This is a genomic window from Streptomyces sp. NPDC000229, from assembly GCF_040300825.1.
Taxonomy (GTDB): domain Bacteria; phylum Actinomycetota; class Actinomycetes; order Streptomycetales; family Streptomycetaceae; genus Streptomyces.
The window spans coordinates 1-18691 of sequence record NZ_JBEPEL010000026.1 but is presented as its reverse complement, the minus strand read 5'-3'; the positions used below and the strand labels follow the sequence as shown (position 1 = coordinate 18691).

The window sequence follows — 18691 nt, the reverse complement described above, 5'->3', positions numbered from 1 at the left end:
GTGCCTCGCCTCGAACATCTTTCGGTCGGTCTGTGCACTTCCGCCAGCCGGAAGGTGCCTCAATTCGCCGGTTTTCGCCTCGTAGTCGCTGCCCGCCGCCGCCCACAGTAACCCTCATCCGCGCCACGAATCGGGACGAGTGCGACTCGCTGTGACATTGACCGCAGTTGCTGTGGTCGCAGCATGGCAGGAGTTGCCGGCTCGTCAGAGCGAGAGTGGAAAGCCCGGATTTCGTCCCCAGTATTCGTTAGGCTGCGTTACCGCCGTGTCTTTGAACTAACGGCCGGCTCGTACCAGTTCGTAGGCCTCGCGGAGATCGCCTCCCGTATAAGTGTGTGTGGCAAGCCCGGACAGATGATGGTCCGCGTTGATCGCCACTGCTACCGGGACCGTCGCGAAGATCTCCGCGTCGGACATGGAATCACCGTATGCAACACACTCGTCCAGTTCCACCCCCAACTCTGCACAGAGTCGGTTCGCGATCTTCACTTTCGCCGACGCAGTGAGAATGCCCTCGCGATTGACCGGCTGGGTGAATGGCACGGCAGGCCAACGTGAACCGTGGGCGGCGTGCGCTCCCCAGTCGAGCAGCCGCTCGACGAAGAAATCGGGCGACAGGGAGATCACCGCGCAGTAACCGCCACCCGCGCGGATTTCCGCCCAGACCTCATGGATGCCCTCCAGCCATGGCGCGCCGTCGAACGCCGCCGCGACATGGTCCAGGGTCAGCTCCGACCACAGCTCCCTGGCCCGTACCGCGAACTCGTCCGGAGTCAGGTCACGCGCCAGGAACCCGCGCTCCAACTCGGCGATCTCGGCGCTCAGCCCGAGCTGACGGGAGATCTCCACGGCTGCCGCTGACCCGCGGATCAGTGTGCCGTCGAGGTCGAACAGATGGAGTCTGCGTGGCCTCATCATGTACGCCGAGGTTAGTACCCCCGATTACTCCCCCCGTCAGACGCCGTGGCACGGGCCGCCGAGGACTGTGTTTCACGTGAAACAACTCAAGCGTCCCGCTCGCCCGGCCCTCCTCGTCGTCCACGGTGCCGTGTCAGTGAGCTGGTTGGGACTCACCCTGGGCGTGCTGGCGCTCGGTATCGCCGCTTACACGACCGCCGGCACATCCCTCACCGAGGCCGCCTACCGTGCCATGAAGGTCTTCGGTGACTGGCTCCTCGCTCCGGCCGCGCTGGTCTCCCTGGTCAGCGGCCTGATCCTGGCTCTGGGCACACCATGGGGCCTGGCCCGGCACCGCTGGGTCACCATGACGGCGATCTCCGTCCTCAAGCCCTGGGGTCTCACCCGCCGTGGCCGTCGCCTGCGTGCCGTGAAGCAGGCCCCCCCGGCCGGGAGGTGGTCCGGGCCAGGGGGACGGGTGTGAAGGAGATCGTCTGACGGTGTTACGCCAGGGTCTCCACCGCTGCGGTGGCGAACCCATGGTCCTGCTCCGGGGCGCCGCCGCCCACACCGATCGCGCCGATCAGACGGCCGTCGCGGTGGACCGGGACACCCCCCGCGATGAACAGGAGCGGGCGATCGAGGGCGGTGGGAAGCGTGTGGAACGGAGCGCCGGGCTGGACGGCGTCGACCAGGTCGGCAGTCGGGGCGTTCAGCTGGAGGGCGGTGAACGCCTTGCGGGTGCTGGTCTCGCCGGCGATCAGTACGGCACGGTCGTCGCGGCGGAAGGCCAGCAGGTGGCCTCCTGCGTCCAGAACGGTGACAGCGACCGCGACTCCGGCCGTTTCGGCGGCGCGGCGGGCGGTGTCCACGAGGGCTTCGGCGTCCTGGGTGGTCAGCGGGGCAACGGCGGTGGCGGTGGTGCTCATGGGGACGTTTCCTTGATGGCTATGGGCGATGGACAGGTGAGGGGGACGGGAGAATCAGCTGTGCGCCACCGGGACGGCGGCCTGCTCCGGGGTGGCTGACGCGACGATCCGGCTGCGCTGCCGGACGTCCCGGCGCTCCAGGGCGCTGGAGAGGACGGCCAGCGCCAGGGCGGCGGCAGCCAGGACGGCGCCGACCCAGTTCGGGGCGGTGATACCGAGGCCGGCCGCGATGACGACGCCGCCGAGCCAGGCGGAGAGCGCGTTGCCGAGGTTGAAGGCGCCGATGTTCACCGCCGAGGCGAGCGTCGGAGCGCCGGAAGCCTGGTCAAGGACCCGCTTCTGCAGCGGGGGCACGGTTGCGAAGCCCAGCGCGCCGATCAGCGTGATGGTGATCGCGGCCGCGATCTGGTGGTGCGCCGTGACGGTGAACAGTGCGAGCACGAGCGCCAGGGCACCCAGCGACACATACAGCAGCGGCATCAGCTTGCGGTCGGCGAGCTTGCCGCCGATCAGGTTGCCGCCGACCATGCCGAGGCCGAACAGGACGAGCAGCCAGCTGACGGACGACTCGGCGAAGCCTGCGGCCTCCGTCAACATCGGGGTGATGTAGGTGATCGCGGCGAAGACACCGCCGAAACCGAGCACGGTCATCGCCATGGCCAGCAGTACCTGGACGTTGCGGAAGGCTGCGAGCTCGTGGCGCAGCCGTACGCCTTCCGGCTTGGGCTGCTCGGGCACCAGCTGCGCGACGCCCAGCAGGCCGAGGACACCGAGGACGGCCACGATCAGGAAGGTGGCGCGCCACCCGGCCGTCTGGCCGATGAAGGTGCCGGCCGGCACACCGACCACATTGGCCACGGTCAGGCCGGTGAACATCATCGCGATTGCTCCGGCCTTCTTCTCAGGGGTCACGAGATCGGCGGCGACCACCGAGCCAATACCGAAGAACGCACCGTGGGCGAGCGACGCGACGACCCGGCCGATCAGCATGAGGCCAAAGGACGGGGCCAGGGCGGACAGGACGTTGCCCGCGATGAACAGCCCCATGAGCAGCATCAACATCCGCTTGCGGGAGACGCGGGTGCCCAGGACGGTCATCAGCGGAGCGCCGAGGACGACTCCCAGTGCGTAGCCCGTGACGAGGTAGCCGGCGGTCGGGATCGACACCTGGTAGTCAGCCGCAACCTGGGGAAGCAGGCCCATGATCACGAACTCCGTGGTCCCGATACCGAAGGCCCCGATAGCGAGGGCCAGAAGTGCGAGCGGCATGGAGTACACCTTCCGGAAGATTGCATCTGCGCCTTACATGCGTCGACAATAGTTGCAGACGCGGGTTAGCTGCAAGCGCAGGCTATTGCAGAGTTCGTCTATCCTGGTGGTAGCCGCTCCGGGACGGAGGACAGACCCCATGACAGCGACAGATCCGGCGCTCACCGCCCTCTCCCAGGGGTGGTGCGCGCTCTCTCTGCTCCACGGGAAGATCGAGGCCCACATCGAGCGCGCCCTGGAGGCCAAGCACGGGCTGAGCGTGCGGGAGTTCTCCCTGCTCGACGTCCTCAGCCGACAGCACAACGGGCCGGGCGGTCATCTCCAGATGAAGCAGGTGGCCGACGCCGTCGTCCTCAGCCAGAGCGCCACGACCCGCCTGGTCACCCGCCTCGAGGACCGCGGGCTGCTCACGCGCTATCTCTGCGACACCGATCGACGCGGTATCTACACCGACGTCACCGAGGCCGGTCTGGCGCTGCTCGCCGAGGCCCGGCCGACCAACGAGGCCGCCCTGCGGGAAGCGCTCGACGAGGCCGCGAAGAACCCGGAGCTCGCCCCGCTCGTCAGGGCCGTCGAAGAACTGCACGTACCGGTGGGCTGACCGGCCGCGGCGGACGGGCTCGAAGTAGCCTGCGGCCCATGAGCGATCTTGAGATAAGGACAGCCGTCCCCGCCGACATCCCCGCGATCGTGGCCATGCTGGCCGACGATCCCTTGGGGGCGCAGCGCGAGTCGCCTGACGACCTCACTCCCTACACAGCCGCCTTCGAGCGGCTGTCGGGCGACCCCAACCAGCACCTGGTCGTCGCCGTACGCGAAGAGCGGGTCGTCGGCACGCTTCAGCTCACGATCATGCCCGGACTGTCACGGCGTGGCGCGACCCGGTCGATCATCGAAGGCGTCCGTATCCACGCCGACGAGCGCGGCGGCGGGCTGGGTACCCAGCTCATCGAATGGGCCATCGCCGAATCACGGCGCCTGCAGTGCCAGTTGGTTCAACTGACATCCGACTCCACCCGCACCGACGCTCACCGCTTCTACGAACGGCTTGGCTTCGAAGCCTCACATCTGGGCTTCAAAATCACCCTGTGATGCCGCGCGCCGCCCTTGGCGGGCGGCGCTCGCGCACCGTTTCACGTGAAACATCACCCCGTCAGAGCCCGCGCCAGCCGTCTGCGTCGACACCACCCGGCACCGCGTCCCGCGGCTCGTACGGTTCGCGCGTGAACACGAACGATCCGAGGTCGAGGTGGCTGACGGAACCGTCCTCGCGTCGGACCACCCGGAGCGTCTCCCCCGCGTAGTAACCGTTCAGCCCCGTCCAGGTGCCATTGTCCTCCGCACGGAAGCGCGAGGCGCGCCCCTGGCCTCCGAGCGGGCACAGCTCGACACCGCCGTCCGCCACCACCCGCAGGCCATAGGAGTACGTGCCCCAGTACCAGGGACCCGTCAGCTCGAGCCGCGCCGGATCCACTTCGGCCAGCGGCCGCCACGGCTCCGGGATCCGCGGCTCGGCGTCGGCCACGATGCGCACGAGGTCACCGGCGACCACACCGATCGGCGGCCCCGACGTGGCGTTGGCCAGTACGACCGCGGCAACACCGTCCTCCACACTCACCCACAACCCGGCGAGAAAGCCTGGGAGCGAACCGCAGTGCCCCACCAGGGTGCGCGTGTCCCAGCGCACCAACTGCAATCCGAGCCCATAGCCGCCGTTCCAGTCACCGGCCTCCGGCGGCACGGCGGGAGTACCCATCTCCCGCAGCGTCTCTGCGCTCAGCACCCGCTCATCGCCCTCCGTCAGGAACGAGGCGAACCGGCACAGATCCGCGGCGGTCGACCACAGCTGTCCCGCCGACGCCATCAGCCCCAAATCCTCGGCCGGTTCGGGCAGCATCACATCGGCCCACGGGTGCACTGCCCACCCTCCGGCGTGCGGTGCCACAGGTTTGGTGCTCGTACGTCCCAGTCCCAGCGGCTCCAGGATCTCGGCCCGCAAGGCCTCCTCCCAAGTGACCCCGCGCACCGCCTCGACCAGCGAACCCAGCAGCGTGTAACCGGTATTGGAGTAATGGTGACGCCGTCCCGCCGGGTGCAGCAGCGGCTGCTCACCGAGCACATCAGCCAGCTCGGGCCGCAGCGTCCCCGGTGTCCGCTCCCACCAGGGTGCGGGCGACTCTGCCGCCAAGCCGGCACTGTGCCCCAGCAACTGAGCGACCGTCACCTCGCCCACTCCTGTCCCGGGCAGGTGCTTCTCCAGTGGGTCAGCCAGGTCGATCAGGCCCTCGTCCCGCAGCCGCATCACCAGAACCGCCGTGAATGGCTTGGTGATGGAGCCGATCCGGTACTGCGTATCGGCATTTGGCGCGTGCCCGTCGACGCAACTGCGCCCGCCCTCCCACAGCAGCCGGCCGTCCCTGGCGACCGCGCCGACGAGTGAGGGCGCCCGGCCTTCGGCCTGCGCGGTGGCCACCCGATGCAGAAGGGCGCGCTCAGTGCTGGGGAGGAGTGCTTCGAAGGATGAGGTCATGCCCCAGGTGTATCCGCCGGAAGCAGTCCCGTCGACCGCATTTCCCCATGGCAGGCACCCGGCTGCCGTCCGCCTGATCGTTCAGCGCTGCGACCAGCCGTCCGAGCGCCTCCTGCTCGTCGTCCGGCAGCCACCAGGCCGCTTGGACCATGTGCAGGGCCGTCGCCAGCCGTACCCGGTCGTCCTCCGTCCCCAGATCACCCAGGTAAGCGGGAAGTATCAGGCCGAGGGCCTTGAAGTCGGCCCGGGCGCACAACTTCGCAAGCAGCCCCGCCAGGGCGCCCTCGACCGGGCGCGGCGTGCGGCCGCCCGTCGTACGCAGCCCTTCGGCGATGGCGATCCGGACCCAGTCGCCGTACTGCCCCGGGGCACATGGCCGATGTGCGCAGCGGCCAGAGCGTAGTTCACGTGCTCTTGCCAGGTCCCCGAGCTCTTGGTGCGCCCGGCCCGCCCCGGCGTGCAGTGAGGCGTAGAAGGCCGTGACACGGCCGTCGCCCACGCGGTCCGCCCGGTCCAGGCGCCCTGGTTCCAGTGCAGGGTTCCCTCGGCAGTAATCTGGTGCCGCGCGACGTAGTGGGCGGTGATGCAGGCCTCGTAGTCATCGCCCGCCGCTTGCCAGGCCCGCTGGACGAGTCCGAGGGCCTCCGCGGGCCGGCCCGCGGCTTCGGCCTGCATGCCCTGTATGCACAACCGCACGACGGGGTTGGTGGGATCCATGGAACCGCAGGGCGCTCGACGCGAGCCCCACCCGCCGGGCGAAGGCGCCGATACTCATCCGCGCTTCGGTCTCGTCATCCATGGACGCAAGTGTTGACCTTCGAGCGACACGAAGGTCAAACACGGAGGCCGCTGGTCGAATGCCCGGACGACGGCCTGACGATGGTCCGGCACCTCGCACTCCCCACCGGTGATGACCGCCGACCCGCAGTCCTGATCGGGCCCAAGGCGCCGGGCCTGAACGACTTCCAGCGCACGGAGAACCCGATCAAGCCGCTGAGCAACGGGCCGCCTTCGCCACCGGGACGCGCACAGCGGGCGCCGGCCGGCGCCTCGTGGTCCACGGCCGAGCCCTGCACGCCTTCCCGACCCCGCCGGTCGACCGGACCGTGCTCCTCGGCGTCGGCCACCACCCGCAGCACGCGCAACGAGCCTTGTACGACATCGTCGGCCTGCCCGCCGAGTGCCTGCCCGCAATGGAGTGAGCTGGGCAGCCGCCGACCCGCACAGTCTCACCGCCCGCTTCATAGGCGCAGTCGATATGAGGCGAGCGATGAGGACTGTGCAGCCGAACTCGGATCCTACGGCTGTAGGTTCTCTGGTTTGCCGTCCTATGACGGCTCTGTGACCTGCTGTTTTACCGGCGTCTCAGACAGCGGAGTCTCAGAGTCGTGTCATTTCCTCTGACCACCTTCGGCGGGAGTTGGCCATGGCCAGTGTCATTCAGATCGAGGCTCGGAGGGCTTTCCGCAAGAGCTCGCCGAACTCGACAGGGTGTGTGGTCAGTCCGGTGTGCCCGCCGGGGAAGTGCTGAAGTTCCGTGCCAAGACGCTCGGCCAGGAAAGCGGCCGGACGGTAGGGCAATTCGCCGCGTGAGTCCTCGCCGCAGGCGAGCACGAGCCGGTCCGACAGCCCCTTCAACCGCAGGATGTCCGGGGTGTAGGACATGAAACTGGGCACGATCCGACCGACGAAGTACGGCAGGTTGGCCATCGTCTGTTCGGCCCGTGCCGCTTCTTGGGGCGGAAGTCTGAGCTCGGCCTTCGGCTCGGTGGTGTCGCCGTCCTTCTTCAGCCCCGCAGCGAACACGGCCATCGCCGGCATGAGCCCTTGGGTGTGGAACGTTGCCTGCACCCGTGCAATGAGCGCGCGGTGTTCAGCGGCGTCAGGCAAAACCTCCACTATTGGCGGCTCGTGCACCACGACCCGTGCGATGCGTTCGGGTTGCGCGGTGAGCAGGTGCAGGGCGGCGATCGCGCCCGAACTGGCGCCGAATACTCGGGCGGGCTCTCCGGCCGACAGCAATTCCAGCATCCGGAACGCGTCGTCGGCGTGCTCGGCCACTCGCTGCTCGGCCTCGGGGTCGTCCAGCGTGCTCCGGGACATGCCGCGCGGGTCGTAGGTGGCGACTGTGTATTCCGTAGCCAGGTCGTCGGCGATGCCGTCGAAGGAGGCCGTGCCGCCCGTCCCTCCGGGGATCAGCAGCAGGAGCGGTCCCTGGCCGCGCACTTCGTAGTGCAGGGTCGCGCCGTCCACGCGCAGCCTGCCGGTGGTCTGGGCGGTCATGAGGAATCTCCTTCTGGGGACAGGGGCCAGTGCTCCAGGAGGGCGTGCAGGGCATCGAGGGCGCGGATCCAGGACTGCTGCGGCGAACGTTTGTGCGCAAATCCGCCTGCCGCTTCCAGGGCGACGAACCCGTGGAACGTGCTACGCAACAGCCGGACCGCGTCGGTCAGGTCCGGCTCGGCCAGTCCGTAGCCGCGCAGCATGCCGTAGGTCAGCTCGACCGCGCGCCGTGGTCCGGGCGCTTTTGCCGCGAGCTCAGGATCGATCTGGATCGGGGTCTGCGTCGCCGTGTAGCGGCCCGGATGCTGGTGGGCGTACTCCCGCCAGGCGTTCGCGAAGGCGACCAACGCGTCCTTGCCTGCTCGCCCGGCGGTCGCCTCCGCGATCCGGATGGTCTTCTCGTCCGCCGCGAGGAGCGCGATCCGACCGCGCAGGTCCTCCAGGCTGCGGACGTGCGTGTAGAGGCTCGCGTCCTTCACGCCCAGCCGCCGCGCCACCTGCGACATGGTCACCTGGTCGAGACCGACGTCGTCTGCCAGCTCGGCACCCGCGATCGTCACCCGCTCTGCCGTCAGCCCGGCCCGCGCCATGCACCCTCCTCAGATCCTTGGGCCTCTAGGTTTAAACTAGGATGCCTAGGAAAGCAATCGGGCGCAATCGACTAAGGCGTCCGGTCTCCCGATGGCCCGGCAGTTTCTCGGTGGGTGGGCCGGTCGGAGCATCAGACGGTGTGGCCCTTTGCATGTGCGGCCCGGCCAGCCGCGCGGAGAGCGACATGAGCAAACCGGAAGCAGTCCAGGCCGCGCTGCCGCTGGTCTTCGAGTCGCTGCATGATGCGGAACATGTCGGTGCCATCGGTGACCGCGCCGCGGTGCCTGGCGGCGCCATCAAGGCTGGGCCTGCCGTCGACGTTCAGCAGGGAGGCGGCCAGCGCAGGCGCCAGGTGTGCGGACAGGTGCCGCTGGCGCCCCCAGACGCGGCCGATCAGGTCTGTGCCATGTCCACGAAGCGCGAGTAGTGGCCCTGGAAGGCCACGGTGATGGTCGCCGTAGGACCGTTACGGTGCTTCGCCACGATCAGGTCCGCCTCGCCCGCGCGGGGTGACTCCTTCTCGTACGCGTCCTCACGGTGCAGCAGGATGACCATGTCCGCGTCCTGCTCGATGGAGCCGGACTCACGGAGGTCCGAGACCATCGGCTTCTTGTCCGTCCGCTGCTCGGGGCCACGGTTCAGCTGCGACAGCGCGATCACCGGAATCTCGAGCTCCTTGGCCAGCAGCTTGAGGTTTCGCGACATGTCCGACACTTCCTGCTGTCGGCTCTCGGCACGCTTGGAGCCACCGGACTGCATCAGCTGGAGGTAGTCGATGACGACCAGCTTGAGGTTGTTCCGCTGCTTGAGTCGACGGCACTTGGCCCGGATCTCCATCATCGACAGGTTCGGGGAGTCGTCGATGTAGAGCGGGGCCTGGGACACGTCCGGCATACGGCGCGCCAGTCGCGTCCAGTCCTCGTCGGTCATCGTGCCGGAGCGCATGTGGTGCAGCGCGACACGTGCCTCCGCCGACAGCAGGCGCATCGCGATCTCGTTGCGGCCCATTTCAAGAGAGAAAATGACACTCGGCAGGTTGTTCTTGATCGACGCAGCGCGAGCGAAGTCGAGCGCGAGTGTCGACTTACCCATGGCGGGACGGGCCGCGATGACGATCATCTGGCCGGGGTGCAGGCCGTTGGTCAGCGAGTCGAAGTCCGTGAAGCCGGTCGGGACCCCGGTCATCTCGCCGCTGCGCGAGCCGATCGCCTCGATCTCGTCGAGAGCGCCTTCCATGATGTCGCCGAGCGGCAGGTAGTCCTCGCTCGTGCGCTGTTCGGTGACCGCGTAGATCTCGGCCTGGGCCGAGTTGACGATCTCGTCGACATCCCCGTCGGCGGCGTATCCCATCTGCGTGATCTTGGTGCCGGCCTGGACGAGGCGGCGCAGGACCGCCCGCTCGTGGACGATTTCCGCGTAGTACGAGGCGTTCGCCGCGGTCGGCACCGACTGGACCAGGGTGTGCAGGTACGGCGCCCCGCCGACCCGGTTGATCTCGCCGCGCTTGGTCAGCTCGGCGCCCACCGTGATGGGGTCGGCCGGCTCGCCCTTGGCGTAGAGGTCGAGGATCGCGGTGTAGATGGTCTCGTGGGCCGGCTTGTAGAAGTCATGGCCCTTGATGATCTCCACGACGTCCGCGATCGCGTCCTTGGAGAGCAGCATGCCGCCGAGCACCGACTGCTCGGCGTCGAGGTCCTGTGGCGGCACCCGCTCGAAGCCGCCCGCGCCGCTGTCCCAGGGTCCGCTCTCACTGCCCCGCTCGTGCTGCTCGTCCCGGCCCATGCCGCGACCGCGGCTGTCGCTGCCGCGCTGACGGGTGACGGGCAGACGGTCACTGGGACCGGTGTCGGCCCAGGGGTCGTCCAAGGGCTCGGGAATGCTCACCGGCCCACCTCCTCCCGTCCGCTCCGCGGACCTCGCCGTGCCACTCTTTCTACGGCACGACACTGACAAAGCGAGTGGCTCAACTCCCGCTTCTGGCGCGTCGAGCGCCGGACCACGGTAGGCCCGCGGGCACCGTCAGCCAATCTGGTTATCCACAGGGCCTGTGGGTGAAGACCCAGATGCTGTGGAGAACTCCCCAGAACCTGTGCACGGAGCGGGGGACAGCCGTGTGGACAAACTCATAGCCACACCGGGCCAGCCCGTCTGACCTGCTGCTTTTCCATCCACTGGCTGTGGGGGAGAAAAACTTTCCCCCCTGGGCCAAGATCAGAACAAACGGCGCACACAAGAAGCGTCAACTCCGTGATCGGTAAGGACCTCTTGGCCCTTGCATCTCTTACCTGTGGAAGATTAGATTGCCCTCATGACCCAGGCCTCCGCGCGACCGAAAAGCGAACGACGCCGGCACGACCGCGAGATCATCGCGCTCGCCGTCCCGGCCTTCGGAGCGCTGGTCGCCGAGCCCCTCTTCGTGATCGTCGACAGCGCCATCGTCGGCCATCTCGGCACCCCCCAGCTCGCCGGTCTCGGCATCGCGGCCGCTCTGCTGTCCACGGCTGTGAGCGTCTTCGTCTTCCTCGCCTACGCCACCACGGCGGCCGTCGCCCGCCGGGTCGGCGCCGGCGACCTGCCGTCGGCCATCCGTCAGGGCATGGACGGCATCTGGCTGGCACTGCTGCTCGGCCTGGCCGTCATCGCCGTCACCCTGCCCGCGGCACCCTGGTTGGTCGACCTCTTCGGCGCCTCCGGTACCGCCGCACCTTACGCCACCACCTATCTGCGGATCTCCAGCCTCGGCATACCGGCGATGCTGATCGTCCTCGCCGCCACCGGCGTGCTCCGCGGCCTCCAGGACACCCGTACTCCTCTGTACGTCGCCATAGCCGGTTTCGCCGCGAACGGGGTGCTGAACGTGGCGCTGGTGTACGGAGCCGGTCTCGGGATCGCCGGTTCGGCCTGGGGCACGGTGATCGCCCAATGCGGCATGGCGGCGGCCTACCTGTTCGTGGTCGTACGCGGGGCACGGCTTCACGGGGCGTCGCTGCGCCCCGATGCCGCCGGTATACGGGCGAGCGCCCAGGCGGGGGTCCCGCTCCTGGTCCGTACGCTCTCGCTGCGCGCGGTACTGATGATCGCCACCGCCGTCGCCGCCCGGCTCGGCGACGTCGAGGTCGCCGCCCATCAGATCATCCTGTCCCTGTGGAGCCTGATGGCTTTCGCACTGGACGCCATCGCCATCGCGGGGCAGGCGATCATAGGCCGCTATCTGGGCGCCGGTGACGCCGAAGGAGCGCGAAGAGTCTGTCGCCGCATGGTGGAGTGGGGCATCGCCTCCGGGCTGGTGCTCGGCGGGCTCATCGTCCTGGCCCGCCCGCTCTTCATCCCGCTGTTCACCGGCGACCCCACCGTACGGGAGACACTCCTGCCCGCCCTGCTGGTGGTGGCGCTCGCGCAGCCGATCGCCGGAGTGGTCTTCGTTCTGGACGGTGTGCTGATGGGCGCCGGAGACGGCCCGTACCTCGCCGGGGCCATGCTGGTGACGCTCGCCGTCTTCGCACCGGTCGCCCTGCTGGTTCCCGCGCTGGGCGGCGGACTGACCGCCCTGTGGTGGGCCATGGGGCTGATGATGGTGGTCCGGATGCTGACGCTGTGGCTTCGTATGCGCTCCGGCCGCTGGGTGGTCACCGGCGCCACACGCTGACAGGCCCTGCACTGAGAGGCAAAAAGCCCGCCCCACGTTGACCGGCCGAAAAAGCCGTGTTTCACGTGAAACATCACGGACTGCACAGCAGAAGGGCCGCACCCGGAGGTGCGGCCCTTCTGTTCAAGCCGGACGATCGACAGGCGATCGACGGCCGATCGCTACGCGACCGCTGAGCTCAACGCTCAGGCGGCGACGATCTCGACGCCGAGCTTCGCAACGACCTCGGCGTGCAGACGCACCGAGACCTGGTGCGAGCCCAGGGTCTTGATCGGCGAACCGAGCTCGACACGGCGCTTGTCGACCTCGGGACCACCCGCGGACTTGATCGCCGCAGCGATGTCGGCCGGGGTCACGGAGCCGAAGAGACGGCCGGCGTCGCCGGAGCGAACGGCCAGGCGCACCTTCGTGCCCTCGAGCTGAGCCTTGATCTCGTTGGCCTGCTCGATGGTCGCGATCTCGTGGATCTTGCGGGCGCGGCGGATCTGCGCCACGTCCTTCTCGCCACCCTTGGTCCAGCGGATCGCGAAACCGCGCGGGACCAGGTAGTTGCGAGCGTAACCGTCCTTGACGTCGACGACGTCACCGGCGGTGCCGAGGCCGGAGACCTCGTGCTTGAGGATGATCTTCATGTTTCGGTCACCCTCTCTTATCGCGCGGTGGACGTGTAGGGCAGCAGCGCCATCTCACGGCTGTTCTTGACGGCCGTGGCGACGTCACGCTGGTGCTGCGTGCAGTTGCCGGTGACGCGGCGGGCACGGATCTTGCCGCGGTCGGAAATGAACTTCCGCAGCATGTTCGTGTCCTTGTAGTCCACGTACGCGGTCTTGTCCTTGCAGAATGCGCAGACCTTCTTCTTCGGCTTGCGCACAGGCGGCTTCGCCATGGTGTATCTCCTGTGTGATCAAGAAGTGGTGTACGAACCTGATCCCTGAAAGCCCTGGGGCTTAGAAGGGGGGCTCGTCCGAGTAGCCGCCGCCGGAACCGCCGGAGCTTCCGCCCCAGCCGCCTCCACCGCCCTGCTGCTGGCCGCCGGCCGGCGCGCTGGTCGCCCACGGGTCGTCGGCGGGAGCGCCGCCACCCTGCTGGCCACCACCCGGGGCACCGCCCCAGTTGCCGCCGCCCTGCTGGCCCCCGCCGTAGCCGCCCTGGCCACCGCGACCGGTGGTCTTGGTGACCTTGGCCGTGGCGTTCTTGAGGCTGGGGCCGACTTCCTCGACGTCCAGCTCGTAGACCGTGCGCTTGACGCCCTCGCGGTCCTCGTAGGACCGCTGCTTCAGCCGGCCCTGCACGACGACGCGCATGCCGCGCTGGAGCGACTCGGCGACGTTCTCCGCCGCCTGGCGCCAGACCGAGCAGGTGAGGAACAGGCTCTCGCCGTCCTTCCACTCATTGGTCTGACGGTCGAAGGTGCGGGGAGTGGACGCGACGCGGAACTTCGCGACCGCCGCACCGGACGGGGTGAAGCGCAGCTCGGGGTCGTCGACAAGATTGCCGACGACCGTGATGACGGTCTCGCCTGCCATGGGGAACCTCTCGGCGGGATTGCTTCTGGCTGCTTGCTGCTGCTACTCGAAACCCGATGACCTCTGAGCTAGCGGCTCAGTGGGTCTCGGGACGGAGGACCTTGGTCCGGAGGACCGACTCGTTCAGGTTCATCTGGCGGTCGAGCTCCTTGACGACCGCAGGCTCGGCCTGCAGGTCGATGACCGAGTAGATGCCCTCGGGCTTCTTCTTGATCTCGTAAGCGAGACGACGACGGCCCCAGGTGTCGACCTTCTCGACCTTTCCGTTGCCCTCACGGACGACGGAGAGGAAGTTCTCGATCAGCGGGGAGACAGCGCGCTCCTCGAGATCGGGGTCGAGGATGACCATCACCTCGTAGTGACGCATGTGGAACCCACCTCCTTTGGACTCAGCGGCCACGGTCGTTCCGTGGCAGGAGGGTCGTGATGCGTGAGCAACGGTATCCGCAGCGACTGACAATCGCCCTCAGCGAGTGAGGGACCTGGATCAGGGCATGAGCAGACACCGGTGCAGACCGTCCAGAGTACCCGTACACCGGCTTCCGGTTGAAATCCTGTGGCCAGGGGACGCAATCTGTACACATCGGGTGCGTGCGGCGCTACGATGCGCCGCCTTCCGGCACAGCCAGGAGGTACCTCATGGCTCAGGCATTCCACCGTCACCCCACCTCGTCCCTCTTCGCCACGGACGGCAAGCCTCATCCGCTCCCGGACACGCTGATGGCGGTGACCCTGGTGCTGGGCGCCGTCGCCTTCATCACGGCCCAGTTCCACAGCCTCCACCTGATCAGCTCGTGGGCGGGCCTGATCGGCATCGTCACCGGCGCCTACGGCCAGTACATCTCCGAGACGACACGTGAGCGGACCCTGCTGATCATCGGCATGGGAGCCTCGGCGATCGGTTTCGGACTCGGAATGGCACACGGCGGCCTCTTCGGCGGCGTACTCGGTTAGGCCCTCCTGGCCGTACGGCCGGTCGGGGCGCTCCCCGGTGCCAGTAGGCTTCGGCGCGAGAGCCGGAGCCCCTGTACCCATGGGGACACACCTGCCGAGGAGCGCCCCGCATGAGCCTGACCCTGAGGACCATCAGCCGAGAGCAGCATCTGGCGTACATCCAGAGCCTGCCTGCGGCGAGTCACTGCCAGGTCCCCGCATGGGCTGATGTGAAGACCGAGTGGCGCTCGGAGAACCTGGGCTGGTTCGACAAGGACGGCCAACTGGTCGGCGCCGGCCTGGTGCTCTACCGCCAGCTCCCGAAGATCAAGCGGTACCTCGCGTACCTCCCCGAGGGCCCGGTCATCAACTGGTACGCGCCCAACCTGGACGACTGGCTGCAGCCGATGCTGGCGCACCTGAAGCACCAGGGCGCCTTCTCCGTGAAGATGGGCCCGCCGGTCGTCATCCGCCGCTGGGACGCGGCCGCGATCAAGTCCGGCATCCAGGACCCGGACGTCAAGCGCCTCCGTGACGTCGAGGCATCCCACATCGAGCCGCGTGCCTTCGAGGTGTCGGACCGGCTGCGCAAGATGGGCTGGCAGCAGGGCGAGGACGGCGGCGCCGGCTTCGGTGACGTACAGCCCCGCTACGTCTTCCAGGTGCCGCTGGCGAACCGTTCGCTCGACGACGTCCTCAAGGGCTTCAACCAGCTGTGGCGGCGCAACATCAAGAAGGCCGAGAAGGCCGGTGTCGAGGTCGTCCAGGGTGGTTACGAGGACCTCGCCGAGTGGCAGCGGCTGTACGAGATCACGGCCGTCCGCGACCGCTTCCGGCCCCGCCCGCTGTCGTACTTCCAGCGCATGTGGACCGTCCTCAACAACGAGGACCCCAACCGCATGCGGCTGTACTTCGCGCGCCACAACGGCGTGAACCTGTCGGCGGCCACCATGCTCGTCGTCGGCGGGCACGTCTGGTACTCCTACGGCGCCTCGGACAACATCGGCCGCGAGGTCCGTCCCTCGAACGCGATGCAGTGGCGAATGCTGCGCGACGCCTACGCCATGGGCGCGACCGTCTACGACCTCCGTGGTATCTCCGACTCGCTGGACGAGACGGACCACCTCTTCGGCCTGATCCAGTTCAAGGTGGGCACGGGCGGCGAGGCCGTCGAGTACATCGGCGAGTGGGACTTCCCGCTGAACAAGCTGCTGCACAAGGCACTCGACATCTACATGTCACGCCGCTGACGCTTCCGTAGTCTCGTACACACCTCCGATACACCGCAGCCACAGAAAGGTTCCGGGCCGGCCATGGCGCTCTCCCTCTACGTCGACACCGCTCGCTGGCGGGCGCACCAGAAGTCCGTGATCGACCAGTTCCCGGGCCTGGTCCCGGTGTGCAAGGGCAACGGTTACGGCTTCGGCCATGAGCGGCTCTCGGACGAGGCCTCCCGGTTCGGGGCCGACATGCTGGCCGTCGGCACCACGTACGAGGCGGCCCGCATCAAGGACTGGTTCAGCGGTGACCTGCTGGTCCTCACCCCCTTCCGGCGCGGTGAGGAACCGGTTCCGCTGCCGGACCGGGTGATCCGCTCGGTGTCGTCCGTGGACGGTGTGCACGCCCTCGTCGGCGCCCGGGTCGTCATCGAGTGCATGAGCTCGATGAAGCGGCACGGCATCGGCGAGCACGAGCTGGGACAGCTGCACGCGGCGATCGAGGACGTGCGCCTGGAGGGCTTCGCGCTGCACCTGCCGCTGGACCGTACGGACGGCACCGACGCCGTCGAGGAGGTCATCGGCTGGATGGACCGGCTGCGCGCGGCCCGCCTGCCGCTGCACACCATGTTCGTCAGCCACCTCAAGGCCGAGGAGCAGGCCCGGCTCCAGCAGCAGTTCCCCCAGACCCGGTTCCGGGCCCGGATCGGTACGCGGCTGTGGCTGGGCGACCACGAGGCTACGCAGTACCGGGGCGCCGTCCTGGACGTCACGCGCGTCGCCAAGGGCGACCGTTTCGGCTACCGCCAGCAGAAGGCGGCGTCCGACGGCTGGCTGGTCGTCGTCGCGGGCGGCACGTCGCACGGAGTGGGCCTGGAGGCGCCGAAGGCCATGCACGGTGTGATGCCGCGCGCCAAGGGTGTGGCACGGGCCGGCCTGGCGACGGTCAACCGCAATCTGTCGCCGTTCGTGTGGGCGGGCAAGCAGCGCTGGTTCGCCGAGCCGCCGCACATGCAGGTGTCGATCCTCTTCGTCCCGTCGGACGCGCAGGAACCGAAGGTCGGCGACGAGCTGGTCGCCCACCTGCGGCACACCACGACCCAGTTCGACCGCCTGGTCGAGCGCTGACGGCCCACCGGCAGCCCGCTGGAGGGCCGGTCGGCACCCGGAGCCCGGATGAAGGCCCGCCGAAGGCCGGCCAGGGCCCTCACTCCCGTACGACGCCCCACTCCACACGCGGTCCCTGGACCGCGTGTGCGGCGTGCTGGGGCGGGTGCGCGGCCCTGCCGAGTACGAAGACGTCCTCCGCGCGGTCCAGCACGCCCCCGGACGGGTCGTCCGACCCGTCGCGCCGTACCCCGTCCCGCTCGGGCATCAGGATGTCCCGAACCACCATGGCGCACAGGAACAGCGTTCCGGCCAGGTGCAGGACGATGGCGAACTGGTAGCCCTCCGTCGGCAGGCCCTGCTTGTTGCCGCTCGTGGTGTACGCCAGGTACATCCAGATCCCGACGAAGTACATGACCTCGCAGGCCTGCCAGATCAGGAAGTCCCGCCAGCGCGGGCGCGCCAGGGCGGCGAGCGGGATCAGCCACAGCACGTACTGCGGCGAATAGACCTTGTTGGTGAAGATGAAGGCCGCGATCACCAGGAAGGCGAGCTGGGCGAAGCGCGGCCGGCGCGGGGCGGTCAGCGTCAGGGCGGCGATCCCGAGGCAGGCCAGCCCCATCAGCACGCTGGCGTACGTGTTGACGGCGTCCGGCGTGATGTTCGCCCCGGTGCGCTGAGTGATGATCAGCCAGAAGGAGCCGAAGTCGATGCCCCGCTCCTCGCTGAAGGAGTAGAACTTCTTCCAGCCCTCGGGCGCCAGCAGCATCACCGGCACATTGACCGCGAGCCACGAGGCGGCCGTGCCCAGCACCGCGACCCCGAGCTCCCGCCACTTCCAGGCCCGCCAGCACAGCAGCAGCAGAGGCCCGAGGAGCAGGAAGGGGTAGAACTTGGCGGCGGTGGCGAGGCCGAGGAGGATGCCGAAGGCGAGCGCCCGCCCCCGGGACCACATCAGCATGGCGGCGGCGGTGAGAGCCAGGGCGAGCAGGTCCCAGTTGATGGTGGCGGTGAGGGCGAAGGCGGGCGCCAGGGCGACCAGCAGGGCGTCCCAGGGACGGGTGCGGTGCGTGCGGGCGACGCAGACGACGAGGACGACGGTGCAGACCATCAGCATGCCCGCGTTGACCATCCAGTACATCTGTTCGCGGTACTGCAGGTCCCCGTCGAAGGGGAGCGTCAGCCAGGACGCCACCTGCATGAACAGCCCGGTCAGGACCGGGTATTCGAGGTACTCCATGTCGCCGCCGAGGCGGTCGAAGTACGGGATCAGCCCGTCGGCGAAGCCCCGCCCGATGAACAGATGGGGAATGTCGGAGTAGCAGGCGTGGGTGTACTGCGAGCTGGTGCCGCGGAACCACGCCCAGTTGTAACAGGGCAGCTTCTGCACCATGCCGAGCGCGAACATGCCGATCGCGACGAGGACGACCACCCGGACGGGTGTGAGCGCGCTGTCACCGAGCCGTGCCCGGCGGCCGATGGGGCCCCCGATCAGCTCGCTGCCGGCGGCTGCGACCTCGTCCCGCCGGGTCGGGGACACGACGGGCTGGTCCCGCTGGGTGCTCGTCGTCTTGTGTGGGCTCGGCATGGGGACATCCTGCCGTACGGGACCACGGACCGGCGCGGCCTGTGGACAACCGCCTGTGGACAACGCCGAGGGCCGCCGCATCCGGCGTACGCACGCGATGTGCGTACCGGATGACCGCCTCGTAGGACCGGCCGACGTCCTTGGGGTCGATCGGCAGGTACGGCACGGCCCACTC

At 68.5% G+C, this 18691-nt stretch carries 21 protein-coding genes and 2 pseudogenes; 9 read left to right on the top strand and 14 right to left on the bottom strand.

Features of this window, described 5'->3' with window-relative positions:
- Positions 1–276: 276 nt before the first annotated feature.
- On the bottom strand, positions 277–918 hold the full coding sequence (locus ABT360_RS15680) for an HAD family hydrolase (protein WP_351815505.1): 642 nt from the start codon (positions 916–918) through the stop codon (positions 277–279).
- 76 nt (positions 919–994) lie between these two features.
- On the opposite strand from ABT360_RS15680, the gene ABT360_RS15675 reads away from it, so the two are divergent.
- The gene (locus ABT360_RS15675; RefSeq protein WP_351815502.1) at positions 995–1381 is read left to right on the top strand and encodes a hypothetical protein; all 387 of its coding nucleotides are present in this window, start codon (positions 995–997) and stop codon (positions 1379–1381) included.
- Between the two features lie 19 nt (positions 1382–1400).
- On the opposite strand, the gene ABT360_RS15670 is transcribed toward ABT360_RS15675, so the two are convergent.
- A complete protein-coding gene (locus tag ABT360_RS15670) occupies positions 1401–1826 on the bottom strand; it encodes a GlcG/HbpS family heme-binding protein (RefSeq protein WP_351815500.1) in 426 nt (141 codons plus the stop codon).
- 54 nt (positions 1827–1880) lie between these two features.
- Positions 1881–3095, bottom strand: coding sequence for an MFS transporter (locus ABT360_RS15665; RefSeq protein ID WP_351815497.1), 1215 nt, complete (start codon positions 3093–3095; stop codon positions 1881–1883).
- A 139-nt stretch (positions 3096–3234) separates the two neighbouring features.
- Here ABT360_RS15665 and ABT360_RS15660 point away from each other — a divergent pair, with 139 nt between their 5' ends.
- On the top strand, positions 3235–3696 hold the full coding sequence (locus ABT360_RS15660) for a MarR family winged helix-turn-helix transcriptional regulator (protein WP_351815495.1): 462 nt from the start codon (positions 3235–3237) through the stop codon (positions 3694–3696).
- Between the two features lie 38 nt (positions 3697–3734).
- Positions 3735–4187 (top strand): GNAT family N-acetyltransferase, encoded by a 453-nt coding sequence (locus ABT360_RS15655; RefSeq protein ID WP_351815492.1) that lies wholly within the window; start codon positions 3735–3737, stop codon positions 4185–4187.
- A 61-nt stretch (positions 4188–4248) separates the two neighbouring features.
- Here ABT360_RS15655 and ABT360_RS15650 read toward each other — a convergent pair whose 3' ends face one another.
- Both ABT360_RS15650 and ABT360_RS15645 read right to left on the bottom strand, forming a co-directional pair.
- Positions 4249–5625, bottom strand: coding sequence for a serine hydrolase domain-containing protein (locus ABT360_RS15650; RefSeq protein WP_351815489.1), 1377 nt, complete (start codon positions 5623–5625; stop codon positions 4249–4251).
- Positions 5588–6124: a hypothetical protein gene (locus tag ABT360_RS15645; protein WP_351815487.1), complete on the bottom strand. Its 537-nt coding sequence runs from the start codon at positions 6122–6124 to the stop codon at positions 5588–5590. Before ABT360_RS15645 ends, ABT360_RS15650 begins: the two co-directional genes overlap by 38 nt.
- Before the next feature lie 380 nt (positions 6125–6504).
- Here ABT360_RS15645 and ABT360_RS15640 point away from each other — a divergent pair.
- Positions 6505–6827, top strand: a pseudogene (locus tag ABT360_RS15640) (hypothetical protein).
- 238 nt (positions 6828–7065) lie between these two features.
- On the opposite strand, the gene ABT360_RS15635 reads toward ABT360_RS15640, so the two are convergent.
- Both ABT360_RS15635 and ABT360_RS15630 read right to left on the bottom strand, forming a co-directional pair.
- The gene (locus ABT360_RS15635) at positions 7066–7908 is read right to left on the bottom strand and encodes an alpha/beta fold hydrolase (RefSeq protein WP_351815482.1); all 843 of its coding nucleotides are present in this window, start codon (positions 7906–7908) and stop codon (positions 7066–7068) included.
- Complete coding sequence (locus tag ABT360_RS15630) at positions 7905–8498, bottom strand: TetR/AcrR family transcriptional regulator (protein ID WP_351815479.1); 594 nt, start codon at positions 8496–8498, stop codon at positions 7905–7907. Before ABT360_RS15630 ends, ABT360_RS15635 begins: the two co-directional genes overlap by 4 nt.
- Before the next feature lie 185 nt (positions 8499–8683).
- On the opposite strand from ABT360_RS15630, the gene ABT360_RS15625 reads away from it, so the two are divergent.
- A complete protein-coding gene (locus ABT360_RS15625; RefSeq protein WP_351815476.1) occupies positions 8684–8926 on the top strand; it encodes a hypothetical protein in 243 nt (80 codons plus the stop codon).
- Here the strand turns inward: ABT360_RS15625 and dnaB are convergent.
- The gene (gene dnaB / locus ABT360_RS15620) at positions 8893–10383 is read right to left on the bottom strand and encodes a replicative DNA helicase (protein WP_351815473.1); all 1491 of its coding nucleotides are present in this window, start codon (positions 10381–10383) and stop codon (positions 8893–8895) included. The genes ABT360_RS15625 and dnaB overlap by 34 nt on opposite strands.
- 424 nt (positions 10384–10807) lie before the next feature.
- Here dnaB and ABT360_RS15615 point away from each other — a divergent pair, with 424 nt between their 5' ends.
- Positions 10808–12145, top strand: a complete 1338-nt coding sequence (locus ABT360_RS15615; protein ID WP_351815470.1) for an MATE family efflux transporter — start codon at positions 10808–10810, stop codon at positions 12143–12145.
- Between the two features lie 185 nt (positions 12146–12330).
- Here the strand turns inward: ABT360_RS15615 and rplI are convergent, their stop codons facing one another.
- The 4 genes from rplI to rpsF form a co-directional block, all read right to left on the bottom strand.
- Positions 12331–12777 carry a 50S ribosomal protein L9 gene (gene rplI / locus ABT360_RS15610; protein ID WP_126884150.1) on the bottom strand — a complete coding sequence of 149 codons (447 nt, stop codon included), beginning with the start codon at positions 12775–12777 and terminating at the stop codon, positions 12331–12333.
- A gap of 17 nt (positions 12778–12794) precedes the next feature.
- The gene (gene rpsR / locus ABT360_RS15605) at positions 12795–13031 is read right to left on the bottom strand and encodes a 30S ribosomal protein S18 (protein WP_005315025.1); all 237 of its coding nucleotides are present in this window, start codon (positions 13029–13031) and stop codon (positions 12795–12797) included.
- Positions 13032–13092: 61 nt separating this feature from the next.
- The gene (locus ABT360_RS15600; RefSeq protein WP_351815466.1) at positions 13093–13671 is read right to left on the bottom strand and encodes a single-stranded DNA-binding protein; all 579 of its coding nucleotides are present in this window, start codon (positions 13669–13671) and stop codon (positions 13093–13095) included.
- Between the two features lie 76 nt (positions 13672–13747).
- Positions 13748–14038: a 30S ribosomal protein S6 gene (gene rpsF, locus ABT360_RS15595; protein ID WP_004950685.1), complete on the bottom strand. Its 291-nt coding sequence runs from the start codon at positions 14036–14038 to the stop codon at positions 13748–13750.
- A gap of 272 nt (positions 14039–14310) precedes the next feature.
- Between rpsF and ABT360_RS15590 the strand changes: the two genes are divergently transcribed.
- The 3 genes from ABT360_RS15590 (at position 14311) to ABT360_RS15580 (ending at position 16949) form a co-directional block, all read left to right on the top strand.
- Positions 14311–14625, top strand: a complete 315-nt coding sequence (locus ABT360_RS15590; protein ID WP_351815463.1) for a hypothetical protein — start codon at positions 14311–14313, stop codon at positions 14623–14625.
- A gap of 110 nt (positions 14626–14735) precedes the next feature.
- Positions 14736–15854, top strand: a complete 1119-nt coding sequence (locus ABT360_RS15585; protein WP_351815460.1) for a lipid II:glycine glycyltransferase FemX — start codon at positions 14736–14738, stop codon at positions 15852–15854.
- Between the two features lie 63 nt (positions 15855–15917).
- A complete protein-coding gene (locus ABT360_RS15580; RefSeq protein WP_351815458.1) occupies positions 15918–16949 on the top strand; it encodes an alanine racemase in 1032 nt (343 codons plus the stop codon).
- 79 nt (positions 16950–17028) lie between these two features.
- Here the strand turns inward: ABT360_RS15580 and ABT360_RS15575 are convergent, their stop codons facing one another.
- Both ABT360_RS15575 and ABT360_RS35395 read right to left on the bottom strand, forming a co-directional pair.
- Positions 17029–18516, bottom strand: coding sequence for a glycosyltransferase family 87 protein (locus ABT360_RS15575; RefSeq protein WP_351815455.1), 1488 nt, complete (start codon positions 18514–18516; stop codon positions 17029–17031).
- A 106-nt stretch (positions 18517–18622) separates the two neighbouring features.
- A pseudogene (locus tag ABT360_RS35395) lies at positions 18623–18691 on the bottom strand (hypothetical protein); the annotation flags it as partial.

Excerpts from the sequence above, each read along its gene's own strand:
- rplI (WP_126884150.1), bottom strand. The coding sequence starts at position 12,777 with ATGAAGATCATCCTCAAGCACGAGGTCTCCGGCCTCGGCACCGCCGGT.
- ABT360_RS15575 (WP_351815455.1), bottom strand. The coding sequence starts at position 18,516 with ATGCCGAGCCCACACAAGACGACGAGCACCCAGCGGGACCAGCCCGTC.
- ABT360_RS15625 (WP_351815476.1), top strand. The coding sequence starts at position 8,684 with ATGAGCAAACCGGAAGCAGTCCAGGCCGCGCTGCCGCTGGTCTTCGAG.
- ABT360_RS15580 (WP_351815458.1), top strand. The coding sequence starts at position 15,918 with ATGGCGCTCTCCCTCTACGTCGACACCGCTCGCTGGCGGGCGCACCAG.
- ABT360_RS15630 (WP_351815479.1), bottom strand. The coding sequence starts at position 8,498 with ATGGCGCGGGCCGGGCTGACGGCAGAGCGGGTGACGATCGCGGGTGCC.
- rpsF (WP_004950685.1), bottom strand. The coding sequence starts at position 14,038 with ATGCGTCACTACGAGGTGATGGTCATCCTCGACCCCGATCTCGAGGAG.
- ABT360_RS15665 (WP_351815497.1), bottom strand. The coding sequence starts at position 3,095 with ATGCCGCTCGCACTTCTGGCCCTCGCTATCGGGGCCTTCGGTATCGGG.
- ABT360_RS15600 (WP_351815466.1), bottom strand. The coding sequence starts at position 13,671 with ATGGCAGGCGAGACCGTCATCACGGTCGTCGGCAATCTTGTCGACGAC.
- ABT360_RS15680 (WP_351815505.1), bottom strand. The coding sequence starts at position 918 with ATGATGAGGCCACGCAGACTCCATCTGTTCGACCTCGACGGCACACTG.
- ABT360_RS15590 (WP_351815463.1), top strand. The coding sequence starts at position 14,311 with ATGGCTCAGGCATTCCACCGTCACCCCACCTCGTCCCTCTTCGCCACG.
- ABT360_RS15655 (WP_351815492.1), top strand. The coding sequence starts at position 3,735 with ATGAGCGATCTTGAGATAAGGACAGCCGTCCCCGCCGACATCCCCGCG.
- rpsR (WP_005315025.1), bottom strand. The coding sequence starts at position 13,031 with ATGGCGAAGCCGCCTGTGCGCAAGCCGAAGAAGAAGGTCTGCGCATTC.
- ABT360_RS15650 (WP_351815489.1), bottom strand. The coding sequence starts at position 5,625 with ATGACCTCATCCTTCGAAGCACTCCTCCCCAGCACTGAGCGCGCCCTT.
- ABT360_RS15670 (WP_351815500.1), bottom strand. The coding sequence starts at position 1,826 with ATGAGCACCACCGCCACCGCCGTTGCCCCGCTGACCACCCAGGACGCC.
- ABT360_RS15615 (WP_351815470.1), top strand. The coding sequence starts at position 10,808 with ATGACCCAGGCCTCCGCGCGACCGAAAAGCGAACGACGCCGGCACGAC.
- ABT360_RS15660 (WP_351815495.1), top strand. The coding sequence starts at position 3,235 with ATGACAGCGACAGATCCGGCGCTCACCGCCCTCTCCCAGGGGTGGTGC.
- ABT360_RS15585 (WP_351815460.1), top strand. The coding sequence starts at position 14,736 with ATGAGCCTGACCCTGAGGACCATCAGCCGAGAGCAGCATCTGGCGTAC.
- ABT360_RS15635 (WP_351815482.1), bottom strand. The coding sequence starts at position 7,908 with ATGACCGCCCAGACCACCGGCAGGCTGCGCGTGGACGGCGCGACCCTG.